12 protein-coding genes are annotated in these 14,785 nt (G+C 57.2%); 8 read left to right on the forward strand and 4 right to left on the reverse strand.

Annotated features, from left to right (window positions below):
• Positions 1 to 197 precede the first annotated feature (197 nt).
• From E8L22_RS19000 to E8L22_RS19035, 8 genes are all read left to right on the forward strand, one after another.
• Positions 198 to 2,129 (forward strand): polysaccharide biosynthesis protein, encoded by a 1,932-nt coding sequence (locus E8L22_RS19000; protein ID WP_136526682.1) that lies wholly within the window; start codon positions 198 to 200, stop codon positions 2,127 to 2,129.
• Between the two features lie 223 nt (positions 2,130 to 2,352).
• Positions 2,353 to 2,724: a GxxExxY protein gene (locus E8L22_RS19005; RefSeq protein WP_136526683.1), complete on the forward strand. Its 372-nt coding sequence runs from the start codon at positions 2,353 to 2,355 to the stop codon at positions 2,722 to 2,724.
• Positions 2,725 to 2,947: 223 nt separating this feature from the next.
• Positions 2,948 to 4,582, forward strand: coding sequence for a capsule assembly Wzi family protein (locus E8L22_RS19010; protein ID WP_136526684.1), 1,635 nt, complete (start codon positions 2,948 to 2,950; stop codon positions 4,580 to 4,582).
• A 506-nt stretch (positions 4,583 to 5,088) separates the two neighbouring features.
• The gene (locus tag E8L22_RS19015) at positions 5,089 to 5,322 is read left to right on the forward strand and encodes a hypothetical protein (protein ID WP_136526685.1); all 234 of its coding nucleotides are present in this window, start codon (positions 5,089 to 5,091) and stop codon (positions 5,320 to 5,322) included.
• 158 nt (positions 5,323 to 5,480) lie between these two features.
• Complete coding sequence (locus tag E8L22_RS19020) at positions 5,481 to 6,365, forward strand: ExeA family protein (RefSeq protein WP_246044798.1); 885 nt, start codon at positions 5,481 to 5,483, stop codon at positions 6,363 to 6,365.
• A 231-nt stretch (positions 6,366 to 6,596) separates the two neighbouring features.
• Entirely contained in the window at positions 6,597 to 7,346 is a 750-nt protein-coding gene (locus E8L22_RS19025) for a hypothetical protein (protein ID WP_136526686.1), read from the forward strand.
• Between the two features lie 253 nt (positions 7,347 to 7,599).
• The gene (locus E8L22_RS19030; protein WP_136526687.1) at positions 7,600 to 7,878 is read left to right on the forward strand and encodes a YcgN family cysteine cluster protein; all 279 of its coding nucleotides are present in this window, start codon (positions 7,600 to 7,602) and stop codon (positions 7,876 to 7,878) included.
• Between the two features lie 327 nt (positions 7,879 to 8,205).
• A complete protein-coding gene (locus E8L22_RS19035) occupies positions 8,206 to 9,456 on the forward strand; it encodes a DUF6178 family protein (RefSeq protein ID WP_136526688.1) in 1,251 nt (416 codons plus the stop codon).
• A 292-nt stretch (positions 9,457 to 9,748) separates the two neighbouring features.
• Here E8L22_RS19035 and mtaB read toward each other — a convergent pair whose 3' ends face one another.
• The 4 genes from mtaB to E8L22_RS19055 all read right to left on the reverse strand — a co-directional run bounded on the left by mtaB (position 9,749) and on the right by E8L22_RS19055 (position 14,769).
• Positions 9,749 to 11,041, reverse strand: a complete 1,293-nt coding sequence (gene mtaB, locus E8L22_RS19040) for a tRNA (N(6)-L-threonylcarbamoyladenosine(37)-C(2))-methylthiotransferase MtaB (RefSeq protein WP_136526689.1) — start codon at positions 11,039 to 11,041, stop codon at positions 9,749 to 9,751.
• Between the two features lie 345 nt (positions 11,042 to 11,386).
• The gene (gene cysE, locus E8L22_RS19045) at positions 11,387 to 12,055 is read right to left on the reverse strand and encodes a serine O-acetyltransferase (protein ID WP_136526690.1); all 669 of its coding nucleotides are present in this window, start codon (positions 12,053 to 12,055) and stop codon (positions 11,387 to 11,389) included.
• A 402-nt stretch (positions 12,056 to 12,457) separates the two neighbouring features.
• Positions 12,458 to 13,402: a tRNA (adenosine(37)-N6)-dimethylallyltransferase MiaA gene (miaA, locus tag E8L22_RS19050; RefSeq protein ID WP_136526916.1), complete on the reverse strand. Its 945-nt coding sequence runs from the start codon at positions 13,400 to 13,402 to the stop codon at positions 12,458 to 12,460.
• Entirely contained in the window at positions 13,402 to 14,769 is a 1,368-nt protein-coding gene (locus E8L22_RS19055; protein ID WP_136526691.1) for a S41 family peptidase, read from the reverse strand. The genes miaA and E8L22_RS19055 overlap by 1 nt, the downstream gene beginning before the upstream one ends.
• Between the last annotated feature and the right edge of the window lie 16 nt (positions 14,770 to 14,785).

Raw genomic sequence — 14,785 nt, forward strand, 5'->3', positions numbered from 1 at the left:
ATGCACCTAGGATAATATCCTGCCGAAGGGGTAAGTTGGAAGCGGCATCGGGTAAGGCTAAGGATGACGTGGTAAATCGCCTTATGCGAATTGTTAAGGTTTGTTTCCTTAAGGTTTTGTGATATTCTTTTCAGCTGTTGTTCGTTTTTTATGTCGCAGCGCAAGACCTGGTTGAGCGCTGCTTGTTGGGAGGGGTCATGATACACGCCAGAAGGGTCCTGGTGTTTTTCCTCGATGTGGTGCTTATTGCCGCCGCGTTCTTCCTTTCGTTTCTCCTTCGCTTCGATTTCCAGGTCCGGCCGAACCAGGTGGAAAACCTGAAAACCGGGCTTGTCGTCGCCATGGCGGTGAAGCCCGCCATGTTCGTCGCCTCCGGGGTCTACCGCAGCATCTGGCGCTACGCCTCGTTGCAGGACGCCTACGAGATCTTCAAGATAGTCTCCCTTTCTTCAGCCGTTTCAGCCCTCACCCTCGTGTACATGAAAGGCCCATTCGGGATGCCGCGCTCCATCTATATCCTGGATTGGTTCCTGCTCTTCGCCCTCGTTGCCGGAAGCCGATTGGTGTGGAGAATCTATCGCGAGACAAAGATCATCCCCGGGCTTTGCAAGGGAAAGAGGACCCTCATCGTCGGGGCGGGAGAGGCGGGGAATCTTCTTCTCAAGGAGATTCGCAAGCAGCCTGAGGCCGCATACAACGTGCTGGGCTTCGTGGACGACGACCCTCAGAAGATGGGCATGCGGCTCTCCGGGGTCCGTGTCCTTGGGGGGACTGGCAGGCTCAGCGGGCTGGTGCGCAAGCACAACATAGAGGAAGTCATCTTCGCAATCCCATCCGGCGACAGGGATCTCATGCGCCGCGTCATCGCGAACTGCGAGAAGACCAAGGCGCGCTTCAAGACGCTCCCCGGCATCACCGAGATGATCGACGGCGATGTCTCCATGAGCCACATAAAAGACGTGGAAATCGAGGACCTCTTGGGGCGCGACCCCGTCGTTCTGGACCAGACCGCGATAAGGAACTACCTGACGGACAAGCGGGTGCTGGTGACGGGTGCTGCGGGAAGCATCGGAAGCGAGATCTGTCGCCAAGTGGCCCGTTTCAAGCCTGCAAAGCTCGTGCTTTTCGATCACGCCGAGACCCCCCTATTCTATATAGAGAAGGAACTCGCCGAGAGTTTCCCCGACCTGCGCATCATCCCGATGGTGGGGGACGTGAAGAACCAGGACCGCGTCGAGGCGGTGTTCGACGAGTTCGGGCCGGAGGTCGTCTTTCACGCCGCGGCGTACAAGCATGTCGCCATGATGGAATACAACCCGGCCGAGGCCGTGCTGAACAACGTCATGGGGTCGAGGACTGTTGCCGATGCGGCGCATAAGTACAAGGTGCGCAATTTCGTGATGGTCTCGACCGACAAGGCGGTGAACCCGACCAACGTGATGGGGGCCACCAAGCGAAGCGCGGAGATTTACGTTCAGGCGCTGGCAGCGAAGAGTCAGACGAAATTTACGACGGTACGGTTCGGCAATGTGCTCGGGAGTAACGGCAGCGTCATCCCGCTTTTCAAGGAGCAGATCCGGAAAGGGGGGCCGGTCACGGTCACCGACAAGGACGTGGTGCGCTACTTCATGACCATACCGGAGGCGTCTCAGTTGGTGATGCAGGCGGGGTGCATCGGCCATGGCGGCGAGATCTTCGTGCTCGACATGGGAGAGCCGGTACGGATCCTTTCCCTTGCCGAGGAGCTGATCCGTCTCTCCGGTTTCATCCCGTACAAGGAGATCGATATCCGGTTCACCGGTCTGAAGCCCGGCGAGAAGCTTTTCGAGGAACTGCTGATCGACGGGGAGGGGATCAAGCCGACCAGTCACAAGAAGATCCGGGTCATGGCGCCGGTGGAGACCGATCTTAAGCAGGTGAGCGCAGATCTGGAGGAGCTCTTTGGGTTTGCGAGAAGCCATGAGCTGGATTCCGTTTTGCGTACGCTCAGGCGTGTCGTGCCCGAGTTCGTGCCGCGGTATCATTTCGAGGCCGCGCCCCCCTTTGCCTTCCAGAGGGTCCGGCCCGACCTGTTCCCGCCGCAAAAACTCGCCATCGTCCGCAACCTGCGAGAGGAAACGGCAGCATAACAAAACCGATTCAAACAGGGATGAAGGGGATACAGGGGATAAAACCTTTATAACCAGAAACCACAAGCTTGAGGTTAAACCAAGAAGTCTTTTGGTTTTAAAGCCTTTATCCCGTTCATCCCCTTCATCCCTGTTAAATGGTTCTTGTCTTGATCGATGAAAATACTTGAGGATCTGTTATAAGCATTGACGCCTTCTAATTTTGCTTGTGGCGGAGGTCCTCGTGATCCATGACGACTTGACTGGTAAGGTTATTGGCGCCTGTTTTGAAGTCAGCAATGAACTCGGCAGCGGCTTCCTTGAGTCTGTGTACGAAAAGGCGCTACTGGTAGCCCTGACGGATGTCGGATTGCAAGCTGACTCGCAAGTTCCTCTGAAGGTCGTTTATCGCAACAAAGTTGTCGGGGATTTTTTCGCAGATATTGTTGTTGAAGGGACGGTGTTGTTAGAATTGAAAGCCGTGAAAGCTTTAGCTCCTGAACACACTGCCCAAGTACTAAATTATCTGAAAGCTACGGGCATCGAAGTTGGACTGCTGGTTAACTTCGGACATCCCAAACTCGAATACCGAAGGTTGGGCAATAGGCTCAGTTAAAACCGGTTAGGTTTAAACCAGAAAATCTTTTTCGTTTAAAGCCTTTATCCCGTTCATCCGTTTTTATCCCTGTAAATTGCTTTGCTGTTCAAACCGATTCAAACAGGGAGGAAGGGGATAAAGGGGATAAAACTTTTATGACCAGAAACCACAAGCTTTGGGTTAAACCTGAAAACCTTTTTTGCTTAAAATCCCCTTCATCCATGTTAAAAGAGATCTTTGAATGAGATTATCCAATATCGTTGTGACGTTGTTCGTTGCTGTCCTTTATCCGGGGTTTGCTTTTGCTCTTTCGTCCCCGAACATACCTCTGGACAGTCCCATCTACCTCTACCTCGAGAAACTCTCCGGCTTCGGCTTGGTTTCTTCGGACGTGAAGGGGATTCGACCCTTCTCACGGGCGGAAGCGGCACGTATGGTCCGGGAGGCTGAGGAGAAAACGGTACCAGGCGCTACCTCACCGCTCGCCACCGAACTGATCTCCCGCCTCAAGGAGCTCCTGCCCCGCGAACTGACTTACTACGGTCGCGAGGAGTCGGCTCCTGCCTTCGACTACGACCCGCTCGCAATGGCTCGACTGCGCTACGTCTACCTCGATGGTGCACCGAGAAGCTATTACCGCGCCGTGCATGACCCAGGCGACGACGGCGTCTTCGGCATCGGCGGCGGCCTGCGTCCCTCGAACCCTTATCCCTCGCCGGTACAGCAGCGGGGCAGCGAGGGGACGCCGCTTTTGGAAAACAACGACGGCGTGGTCTACAAAAGAGGGACCAACCTGGACTTGACGGGGAGCGGGGAGCTCTACTTCGGTGCCATGGGAAGCGCGCTCGTTGAGCCGCAGCTCCTTTGGTCGGAGGCGGACGATGAGGCGAGGGTGCGCCTGAACCGCGGCTACGTGAAAATCGGCGGCAAGGGGCTGGAACTGGAGGTGGGGCGCGACGAGAACTGGCTGGGTCCCGGCTACCGCGGTGCCATCACGCTGACCAATAACGCCAGAAACCTCGACCAGGTAAAGCTTTCCAGTCCCGAGTTGGTGAAGAGCAGATACCTCTGGGACCTCAAGTACTCCCTAGTCTTCTCCCGGCTTGAGAAAACGGTCACCGACGGAAAAGAGCGCGAGCCGTACTTCTTTGCAGGAAAACTCGCCATGAAACCGCTCGAGAACCTCGAGTTCGGCATAAACCTCGGACGACAGGCGGGCGGCCCCGGCGTCAACAACGGCTTCGGGGACATCGTGCGTGGCCTTGTAGGGGGGACGAGCGAGGACAATTCCAACTCCATCGCAGGGTTTGATCTGCGGCTGAGACTCCCCTGGCTGCGTAACACCGAGTTGTACGGCGAGCTATCCGGCGAAGACGCCGCGGCCTTCTGGCCCATCGTGGAGAGCTACGTCGCCGGCTTCTACATCCCGAGGCTCACCGACAGTGGCCGGGATGACCTGCGCTTCGAGTACTTTCGCGGCAACCGCATCCTTTACACCAACGGCACCTTTGTTGAGGGATACCTGTACCATGGTCTGCCGCTTGGCCACTCCCAGGGGGGCGCCACCCAGGACTTCTTCCTGCGTTACAGCCACTGGTTCTCGGTACGCAACAACCTCGCGCTGGAGGCGTTCCATACCCGGCGCGGCGACTACGGCCGCGTCACCGTCGACGAGACTGGGAGGTATGACGCGGGCGGGGTTATGCAGGCGATCGAGCGCAAGAACGCCCTGCGCGCCTCTTGGACCTTCCCCGTCTTCAAGGAGTGGAGCGCCCTGCTTCTCTACGGTCAGGAATGGGTCCACAACTACGAGTTGCGCGCCGGAGACACGCAGATGAACCAGTTGCTGCGCGCCGAGCTCACCTACCGCTACTGATCCCGCCTCGCACGAAAACAGCAGCCCTGGTCAAATGTCCCCCAGCGGCTAATGTTCTTCCGGAAATCCCGGTGGAAAGAGGAGTGCCGCAACCCACGAAGCGCGCATTGGGCCTAACGTTCCCCCCTTTGCGAAGGGGGGGCAGGGGGGATTTGCCTTGGTCGGACCATACCAGCATCTGTTGACGCGGCCACTGCTCACGCTGCGCCTGGAATAGATGACAGAACCTTGGTGGCATCCTCTAGGAGGAAAGCGGCTCATGGAACCGTAAAACTTGCAGAAACCGCTGTAAAAATCAAATCCCCCCCGTCCCCCCTTCGCAAAGGGGGGAGCTTTAAAGGCCACTCTGTGGAGTAAGCACCGTCACAAAACGGGGCGTAAAGGCCTCGCCTGGTTCTTCGATGGAATGGAGGCTCAGCGGGGAAGCTCTTCGCTTGTGTTGACGGCTGCGCTGTGGCATAGTCCTGCCTGTACACTTTTCGGTACTTCAACCTGCGAGACTGTCCATGGATAGAGATAAAGTCACCCTGCTTTTGGAAAGCATAAGCAGCAAACTCGATTACCTTCTTGAGGGGCAAGAGGCCCTTATTCGAGAGGTGCGCGAATCAAGTCGCAGGATGAAAGAACGCACTGAGTTACTTTGGCGCGAATTGGAAACCGAGCTGAACAATGAAGGGCTGAGTCTGGAGGAGCGTCTGGCCTTGTATAACACGCAAAAACATGGCGGCGAACGATGCTGACTGTCGGCCCCTTTAAGATGGTGTGCGCAGCACCCGCTCAAATGTCTAGATAACTCTTCCCCACGGCACCGGTCCACGCTCCCTTTCCCCTTTATTTCTCAACAGATTCGCGCTATATTCACCCCCTCGTCCAACGGCAACCTCTAAAGGGAACGCACATGCCCGCGATGTACTGCGAATTTTACGGCTTCAGGGAGAGCCCGTTCACCCTCACTCCCAACCCCCGCTTTCTCTTCATGAGCGAACAGCACCGGGAGGCGTACGCGCACCTAGTCTATGCCGTTGACCATCGCGCGGGTTTCGTGGAGTTGACCGGAGAGGTCGGTACCGGCAAGACGACGCTTTTGCGCACTTTCCTTGGTAAGCTCGACCAGGAGGGCCACCGCACCGCCCTCATCTTCAATCCATGTCTATCCGACCTCGAGCTTTTGAAGAGTGTGAACCGCGAGTTCGGTCTTTCCTGGGAATCGGAGAGCCGGGTGGAACTGCTGCAGGTGCTGAACGCCTTTCTGCTTCAGCAGAAAGAGGCGGGGCGCAGTGTCGTGCTGGTGATGGACGAGGCGCAGAACCTGCCCGCCGAGGTGCTGGAGCAGATACGCCTCATCTCGAACCTCGAGACGGAGACCGACAAGCTCATCCAGATCGTTCTTTCCGGCCAGCCGGAGCTTTTGTCGGTCCTTGCGCGCAAGGAGCTGCGCCAGTTGAACCAGCGCGTCACCGTGCGCTATCATCTGCTTCCCATGGACTTCGAGAGCACGCAGCGCTACATCGACCATCGCATGGAGCTCGCCGGGTGCTATCGCGCCGCGGAGTTCTCCAAGGCTGCCATGAAACGCATCTACCGTTTCTCCGGAGGGGTGCCGAGGCTGGTGAACGTGGTTTGTGACCGGGCTTTGTTGATCGGCTTCACCGAGGAGGCACGGACCATCACCGGCAAGATGGCGGCCCAGGCCGTTTCCGAGGTGGGTGGTTTCTCCCCTTACGGCACGACAGCAAACGTGTTGCGTCGCGTCTTCGGAAGAAACATATTCAAACAGGGATGAAGGGGATATAGGGGATAAAGGCATAAAACCTTTATCACGCAAAGACGCAAAGGCGCAAAGAGAGGCAAAAACAAAAGAAAGATTTTGGTTTAAACCCAAAGCCTGTTGGCTTTTTATCCCGTTCATCCCATTTATCCCTGTTAAATAGCCTTTGTTTTTTTATTTGCTCTACTTTGCGTCTTGAGTGAGTGCAGCGAACTGGCGTGACAGAACTGGTATATAGAGGAGTGTATGAGCTCTATTTTGAAGGCTTTAGAGAAGGTCGATGAGTCGCAAAGGCCGAGACGTGCGGCAAGCGGCGGCATTGGCAGGGGACGGGATCGGCGTCCTGCCTGGCTTCTGCCGGCCTGGACGCTTGGCGGCGCCTCCGTTGCTGCTATCGTCACCTACGCCTTGATGGGCGGCTTTACGCGTCCGACTACGGTCGCGGAAAAACCGGCGCGTCCGGCTGTCGCAGAAGCTCCTGCCAAGACGGTGCAGCACCCCGTAGCCGAAAAGCAGCAACCGGTGCAACAACCGGTTGCGGCAAAACCTGGGGAACCCGTCGCAAAAACTTCGGCCAAACCGGTTGCGCAGTCCACTCCCCCGGCCTTAGCCGCAAAGCCGGTTCGGAGCACCGCGAAAGTTGCGGCAACCCCGGCCGCAACGAAACAGCAAGCGGCAGTGAAGGTCACGCAGCCTTTGCAGAAGGTTCGTCCGGTCTCCAATGCCGCTCTCCAGCCTGCGTCCATGGAAGCGGCGGCAGTCGCCGCCGTGGTGCCGGATCCTGCCCCGCAGAAATCTCGTCCTGCGATCCGCGTTTCCGGGATCGCATGGCAAAACAGCAGCGAGGCGAGTTTTGCCATGGTGAACGGGCACGCCCTGCGCCAGGGTGCCGTGGTGGAGGGGTACAAGCTCGAACAGATCTACGAAGACAGCGTCCGTTTCTCCAACAGCAAGGGGAATTCCCTGGTGGTCCCCCTCGGGGCGGGCGACGAATAACTGCACAAAACCGATTCAAACAGGGATGAAGGGGATAAAGGGGATAAAGGCACACACCTTTTCCTCACGCAAAGGCGCAAAGACGGTCAAATCGAACAAAAAGAATTAGGTTTAACACCAAAATCCTTTGTCTTTTAGGTTTTATCCCGTTCATCCCCTTCATCCCTGTTAAATAGTCTTTGTCTTAGGTTTCTTTGCGACTTTGCGTCTTTGCGTGACAGAGATTGTTGGTTTGAAAGGAAGGGAAGGTAACATGTCGGGGCATGAGATGGACCAGGCGCAGTGGGAGGCTCTGTGCGAGCAGTGCGGGCTCTGCTGCTTTGAGAAGATAGAGGACGAGGACGGCAGGATCCTGTTCACCTCGACTCCCTGCCGGTATCTGGATATAACGACCAGGCGCTGCAAGATCTACAAGAAGCGCTTCAAGGTCTTTCCCGAGTGCGTGCAGCTGACCCCGGAACTCGTAAAAGAGTTGAAGTGGCTGCATCGAAGCTGCGGCTACAAGAAGGCCATGCGCAAAGGAATCCTTTGAACCGATTCGAACAGGGATGAAGGGGATAAAGGGGATAAAGACTTACAACCCTTTTTCACGCAAAGCCGCAAAGACGCAAAGCAAAGACAAGCTTTAGGTTTAAACCAAAATCTTTTGTGTTTGCCGTTTATGCTTTAACCTTGCGACTTTGCGTCTTTGCGTGACAGTGGATTTGGGTCTTGTTTTTATCCCGTTCATCCCCTTCATCCCTGTTAAATAAGCCTTTGTTTTTGTTTTACTTTGCGACTTTGCGTCTTGAGTGAGCGTAGCGAACGGGCGTGAGGCGCTTTTTTGATGCATCTAAAATGATAGGAGTTGTCACCCACTATGTCGGATAAGAACCACGCAGTAACAGTCAGACTTTCGGAAGCTGATTTCCAGGCACTTTCCCTTCAGCAGAAAACCCAGTACCTGAAAACGCAATCCGGCAAGGAAAAGATGGACCTGATCCTCGCCGACTCCGATGCAAGAAGACTCGCCGCCTCTCTGGAGTCGCAGGAGTTCTTCTGGCTCATCAAAGAAGTGGGCGAGGCCGACGCGGTGGAACTCCTGCGTCTTGCTTCGGCGGAGCAGTGTGTCTTCATCCTCGACATGGAACTCTGGGAGGGCTGGACTTTCTCAGAGGATCGCGCCTGCCACTGGCTTACCTACTTCATGGAAGGGGGCGAGCCGCGCGTCCACGAACTGCTGAAGCATCTGGACTTCGAGCTTTTGCAGCTCTTGCTGAGCCGTGAAATCGTGGTGGGCGGTGGTATCGGCGATCAGGACAACGACGAGGAGCGCCTGGCGGATTACGACCACACCTTCGACGGCGTGTTCATGGTGACCTTCAAGAAACCGCAGCACAGTCAGTTGATCGGCTCGTTTCTCTCCATGCTGATCAAGTTGGACAACCCGCTCTATACGGCGCTTATGGAAGGGGTGAAAGGGGATGTCGACCTGGAGATGGAGGAGCAGTGCCAGCGTTTTCGCACCGGAAGGCTGCAGGACCTGGGATTCCCCCCGCTTGACGAGGCGCTATCGATCTACGCCCGCGTGCATCCGGACCATTTCCAGCTGGAGGGAGGGAAAGAGCTTGTCCCGGCAGGGGAGGGGGGGCACTTTCTTCCGGTCGCCGCCGACGAAGGGACGCTCTTCGCACGCGCCTTGAACCGCGCAGACTCGGAGATCGTCTATCAGGAGCTGAATTACCTCGTGAACAGTGCGCTCGTCGCGGAAGGAGAGGCGTTCCACGAGCCGGAGTCGATGCTCGCGGTGATGCACCGGGTGTGCGGCTACCTGAACATCGCGCTGGAGAAGGTCGCTGCCGGTGATGAGGAGGTGGCGGCGCGCATCCTGGTCGAGGAGGAATTGAAGCGGTTGTTTCAGCTTGGCTACAGCATCGTGCTGCAGCTCAAGTTCGCGGCGCGGGACATGGAGAGTGAGGACTACGCCACGGCGAAACTGCTTGCCGGGCTTAAGACGAAGCGTCCGCGCTACTACCGCGGGCTCGATGAGGATGGCATCGACGGTTACCGGGAGTTCCGGGATACCGGCGACGTGCAGCGCGTGGCGGAATTCATCCAGGCACACCACTAAAAACTGTCACCCAAAGACGCAAAGAAAACCAAGACAAAGACTTATTTAACAGGGATGAAGGGGATAAAAGGGGTAAAACCAAGGCAAAATTCTCTGTCACGCAAAGACGCAAAGTCGCAAAGGAAAACCTGAAAAACCTTAACAGGGATAAGGAATAAACCAGAGACAAAAGACTTTGGGGGTAAAACCGAAATTCTTTTGTTTCTGCTTGTCTTTGCGCCTTTGCGGCTTTGCGTGACAAAGGTTTTACGCCTTTATCCCGTTTATCCCCTTCATCCCTGTTTGAATAGGTTTACGCTTTTATCCTGCCTATCAGTTCCCCGCCTTTGGTGCCGGTGATCGCTACGTTCACCTCACGGTTCACCATTTCCTCGCTTCCGTCGATCTGCACGGTCAGGTAATTCCTGGCAAGCCCCCTGCGCCCTCCATCGTCTTTTTGCACAAGTACCTGTAGTTCACGTCCCACGAACTTGGCGGCATACTCTGCCTTCTTCCGCTCGGAGAGGAGCCTTAGTTTCTCGGCGCGCTCCTTGATCACCTTCGGCTGCACCTGGGCGGCCATGGTGGCGGCGGGGGTGCCGGGACGCTGCGAGAATGGGAAAACATGGAGGTAGGCGAGGGGGAGCGACTCGATGAACGCGAAGGTCTCGGCGAACTCCTCGTCCGTCTCCCCGGGGAAGCCCGCGATCACGTCGGAGCCGATGCATACGTCGGGGATGGCTGCGACCAGCGCATCGACGACACTGCGGAAAAGCTTCGTATCGTAGCCGCGGTTCATACGGGACAGCACGCCGTCGGAGCCGCTTTGCAGTGGTAGGTGCAGGTGCGGGCAGACGATTTTCGAAGTGGACATGAACTCGACCATCTCGGCGGGGACCTCGGTCGGCTCCACCGAGCCTACCCGCAGCCTCTGCACCACTCCCTGCTCTTCGGCAAGCTTCATAAGGCCCAAAAGGTCGGTCGGCGGGTCGAGGTCGAGGCCGTATGCGCCGAGATGGATCCCGGTCAGCACGATCTCCCGGAACCCTTTCGCTGCAAACGCGGCCATACCCTCGAGCGCTTCCGGCGGGGCGACGCTGCGCGAAGCGCCGCGCGCATAGGGGACGATGCAGTATGCGCAACGGGCGTCGCAGCCGTTTTGCACCTGCAGGAAGGCACGGGTGTGCTCGGCGAAGCTCTCCAGCGGCGTTCTCTCTTTCGACCTCTCCTTCGATATGTCGCTCACCACCGCCTGCGGCTCGTCCTTCAACCCCTCGATGAAGCCGACGATGTCTTTCTTCTCGGTGTTGCCGAGGATCAGGTTAACGCCGGGGAGTTTCAGAAGATCGTCGCCGGCCATCTGGGCGTAGCAGCCGGTGACCACGACGCGGGCCTCCGGGTTCATGCGGGAGGCGCGTCTGATCAGGCGGCGCGACTCGGCGTCGGTTTTGGCGGTGACGGTGCAGCTGTTGATGACGTAGATATCGGCCTTTTCGGTGAAGGGGACGAAGCTGTACCCTTGCTGCTCGAGGGCCTGGGTCATGGCGGCAGACTCGAACTGGTTGATTTTGCAGCCGAGGGTGGTGATGGCTATCTTCTTGTTCATGCAACCTCAAAATACATATTTAACAGGGATAAAGGGGATGAAGGGGATAAGGCCAAAAAACATTTGTAACGCAAAGGAGCTGAGACGAAAAGAAAAAAAGAACTAATACAGGGATGCAGGGGGGGATGGGATAAACCTAAAAGCTCCTGTCACGCAAAGACGCAAAGTCGCAAAGCATATTAACAGGGATGAAGGGGATGAAGGGGATAAACCAAAGACAAAAGACTTCGGAGGTTAAACCAAAGTCTCTTTAATTTCTGCTTTCTTTGCGCCTTTGCGTCTTTGCGTGACAAAGGTTTTATGCCTTTATCCCGTTCATCCCCTTCATCCCTGTTTGAATCGGTTTTAGCTGAGTTTCTTCTTGAGCGCTTCGTGCTCGGCGGCGAGGGCGTTGTACTTCCTCTCCAGCTCGCGGATCTGGTCGAAGAGGCAGGAGATCGCCTTCGCCTCGGGGTCCGGCATCTTGCCGTGCTCAAGGTCGAGACGGTCCTGCGGCTTTTCGGTGGCCATTACCACGCGCCCGGGTATGCCGACGACGGTGGAGTTGGGGGGGACTTCCTTTACGACGACGGAGTTGGAGCCGACCTTGCTGTCTTTTCCCACTGTGAAGGGGCCGAGGATCTTTGCACCGGAGCCGATGACGACGTTGTCCATCAGGGTGGGGTGACGTTTCACCTTTTCCCAACTGACACCGCCCAAGGTGACGCCGTGGTACAGGGTCACGTTGTCACCGATCTCGGCGGTCTCGCCGATCACGACGCCCATGCCGTGGTCGATGAAGAAGCCTTTGCCGATCTTCGCACCGGGGTGGATCTCGATGCCGGTGAAAAAGCGCCCGAAGTGGGAGGTGAGGCGTCCCAGGAAGTAGCAGTCGTGGACCCAGAACCAGTGTGCCACCCGGTGGAACCAGAGAGCGTGCAGTCCCGGATAACAGAAGATCACCTCGAGCACGCTTCTTGCCGCCGGATCCCTGTCAAAGACTGCCTTTATGTCTGATTTCAACCTTGTGAACATCGGTTCCCTCCCTGGTTTCATGTCTTTTTGTCGTAACATACCACACCGAATACGTCAATAATTAACATGAAACCCGAAGTAAAAAGCAAAACAGAAGCTTAAACCGGTTCACGCAAAGACGCAAAGTCGCAAAGGAAAATCAAAAAAAAGGCTTATTTAACAGGGATGAAGGGGATGAAAGGGATGAAAGGGATAACATCTAAAACAAGATCTGGTGTCACGCAAAGACGCAAAGACGCAAAGGAAAACCTGAAAGACATTTAACAGGGATAAAGTGGCGGAAAGGGATAATCAAGATAAGAAAGGCTTTGGGGGTAAACCAGAATCTTTTGTTTGTGCTTGTCTTTGCGCCTTTGCGTCTTTGCGTGACAAAGGTTTATGCTTTTATCCCGTTTATCCCCTTCATCCTTGTTCAGATCGGTTTTGTTTGAAACGGTTTTGCAGCAGTTCGAGTGCCTCGTTCAGCGGGTCCCCGGCGCCTCCGACCCAGTTGATCTCGGTACCACGGCTTTGCATCTTTTTGAACCAGTTCTCCTGCTTCTTGGCAAAATCGTGGATCGCGGCGTTCAACTTCTGAAACATGTCATTGCGGGAGAGTTCTCCCTTTAGGTACCGGGCGAGGTAGCGATACTCCAGACCGTAAAACTCGAGCCGCTCCCAGCTCGTCCCTGCCTCGTGCAGACGACGCACCTCCTCGACCATCCCGGCTTCCATGCGCTCCTTGAGCCTGCGGGTGATCCGCTCTCTTATCACGGCTCGATCCCAGCGGATACCGATGGTGAACGGCACGATGTCGGGCCACGGCTCACTTGCCTCGCCATTATGCTCGGCGATCTCGATGGCACGCACGAGACGGCTGCGCTCGGTAAGATCTGTGGTGTTGTGCAGGGTGGGGGCGGCGCGGACCAGCCTCTCGGCAAGCTCTTCCATGGAAAGCGGCGCAAGTTCGTCCCTCAGCTCAGGGTTTTCCGGAACCTCGGCCAGGCGGTAGCCGCGCAGCACGCAGTCGAGGTACATGCCGCTCCCACCCACCAGGATCGGCAGTTTGCCGCGTTCTGAGATCTCGGCAAAGCAAGCGAGAAAGTAACGCTGGAACTGGAACAGGTTGAACTCGGAGCCGGGAGGGGCTATGTCGATCAGGTGGTAGGGGATGCCTTCGTACTCGTGCAGGTCCTTGCCGGTGCCCAAGTCCATGCCGCGATAGACCTGGCGCGAATCGGCTGAAATGATCTCACCGTCGAACCTGTCGGCCAACTGCACCCCAAGCCGCGTCTTTCCCGAGGCGGTGGCTCCGAGGATGACCAGCAGGTTGGGGCTGCCGGACGTCTTGCTGCTGCCGGATACCATCAACGGCCGGCGCTCTTTTGCAGGACGTTGACTCCTTTCAGCAGGTCGAGGGCGCGAGCGAGTTGATTGTCCTTTTGCAGAAGCTCTTCATTGCTGAGCTCCGGACTCTTCCCGTTGCTGCGGGAGGGGAGTTGCCGCGGCGCGGTTTTTTTCGGCGGCGCCGGGGCCGGATGCCCCGCCTCGGGGACCTCCTCCATGTGCCCGTCCAGGTCCCGCTCACGGACATCGGCCTCCTTCTCCTTATTGAGCGCCGGTTTTGTGGCGAACTCGACGACGATGTCGGGGGTGATCCCTTTGGCCTGAATGGAGCGCCCGTTCGGGGTGTAGTAACGTGCGGTGGTGAGCTTCAGCCCATCGCCGTTGTTGAGGGTCATCACCGACTGCACGCTTCCCTTGCCGAAGCTCTGCGTACCCATGATCACGGCGCGCTTGTGGTCTTGCAGCGCGCCGGCGACGATCTCGGAGGCGCTCGCGCTGCCACCGTTTATGAGCACCACCATCGGGTAGTTCGGCTCCTTCTTCCCTATCGTGGCGGTTAGCGTGTTGGTCATCCCGGGCTCGCGCCCTCTGGTGCTGACGATGTCGCCGTTGCCGAGCCCCTCGCCGATGAAACGGTCGGCGACACGGTAGGCCTGGTCCACGAGTCCGCCCGGGTTGTAGCGCAGGTCGAGCACGAGACCGGAGAGCGGTCCTCCGTTGTCCGCGGCCAGGGTTTTCAGGGCTCTCTCGAAGTCCTCGCCGGTCCTTTCTTGGAACTCCGCGATACGGACGTAGCCGAAACCTGGCGCAACGAGGCGGGCCTTGAGGCTCTTGGTCTTGATGATGGCGCGGGTGAGGCGGAAGGTGAGCGGCGCTGCGGCCCCCTCTCTCTCTATGGTCAGGGTGACCGTGGTCCCCGGGGTGCCGCGCATCCGGTTGACGCACTCGTTGATGGGGAGATCCTTGGTCGGCTTGCCGTCGATGAGGGCGATGTGATCGCCGGACAGGATGCCTGCCTTGAAGGCCGGGGTGTCCTCGATAGGCGCGTTGACCATGAGCTTGCCGTTACGCATGTCCAGCTCGATCCCCACGCCGCCGAAGGCGCCGGCCATGTGCACTTTCATCTCGGAGAAGTCCGAAGCGGGAAGGTAAACGCTGTGCGGGTCGAGCGCGGCCAGCATCCCGTTGATGGCGCCGGTCATGAGCTTTTTGTCATCGACCTTGTCGACGTAGCTCTCTTTGACGATGTCCACCACTTCCTTGAACATGGCGAGGTATTCCGCCTCGCTGCGGCGGGCACGCTCTTCCTTATCAAGAAGCGGTGCCAGGAAGAAGAGGGAAGCGAGGATGGCGGCGACGGCCGATATGACGAAACCTTTTTTCAGCATCCAGGTGGGCCTTTGC

Source organism: Geomonas ferrireducens (assembly GCF_004917065.1).
GTDB classification, from domain to species: Bacteria; Desulfobacterota; Desulfuromonadia; order Geobacterales; family Geobacteraceae; genus Geomonas; species Geomonas ferrireducens.

Bases quoted from the DNA above. Each gene is read 5' to 3' on its own strand.
- E8L22_RS19020 (WP_246044798.1), top strand. From the start codon at position 5,481: ATGCCCGCGATGTACTGCGAATTTTACGGCTTCAGGGAGAGCCCGTTC.
- E8L22_RS19025 (WP_136526686.1), top strand. From the start codon at position 6,597: ATGAGCTCTATTTTGAAGGCTTTAGAGAAGGTCGATGAGTCGCAAAGG.
- miaA (WP_136526916.1), bottom strand. From the start codon at position 13,402: ATGGTATCCGGCAGCAGCAAGACGTCCGGCAGCCCCAACCTGCTGGTC.
- mtaB (WP_136526689.1), bottom strand. From the start codon at position 11,041: ATGAACAAGAAGATAGCCATCACCACCCTCGGCTGCAAAATCAACCAG.
- cysE (WP_136526690.1), bottom strand. From the start codon at position 12,055: ATGTTCACAAGGTTGAAATCAGACATAAAGGCAGTCTTTGACAGGGAT.
- E8L22_RS19015 (WP_136526685.1), top strand. From the start codon at position 5,089: ATGGATAGAGATAAAGTCACCCTGCTTTTGGAAAGCATAAGCAGCAAA.
- E8L22_RS19030 (WP_136526687.1), top strand. From the start codon at position 7,600: ATGTCGGGGCATGAGATGGACCAGGCGCAGTGGGAGGCTCTGTGCGAG.
- E8L22_RS19055 (WP_136526691.1), bottom strand. From the start codon at position 14,769: ATGCTGAAAAAAGGTTTCGTCATATCGGCCGTCGCCGCCATCCTCGCT.
- E8L22_RS19000 (WP_136526682.1), top strand. From the start codon at position 198: ATGATACACGCCAGAAGGGTCCTGGTGTTTTTCCTCGATGTGGTGCTT.
- E8L22_RS19035 (WP_136526688.1), top strand. From the start codon at position 8,206: ATGTCGGATAAGAACCACGCAGTAACAGTCAGACTTTCGGAAGCTGAT.
- E8L22_RS19010 (WP_136526684.1), top strand. From the start codon at position 2,948: ATGAGATTATCCAATATCGTTGTGACGTTGTTCGTTGCTGTCCTTTAT.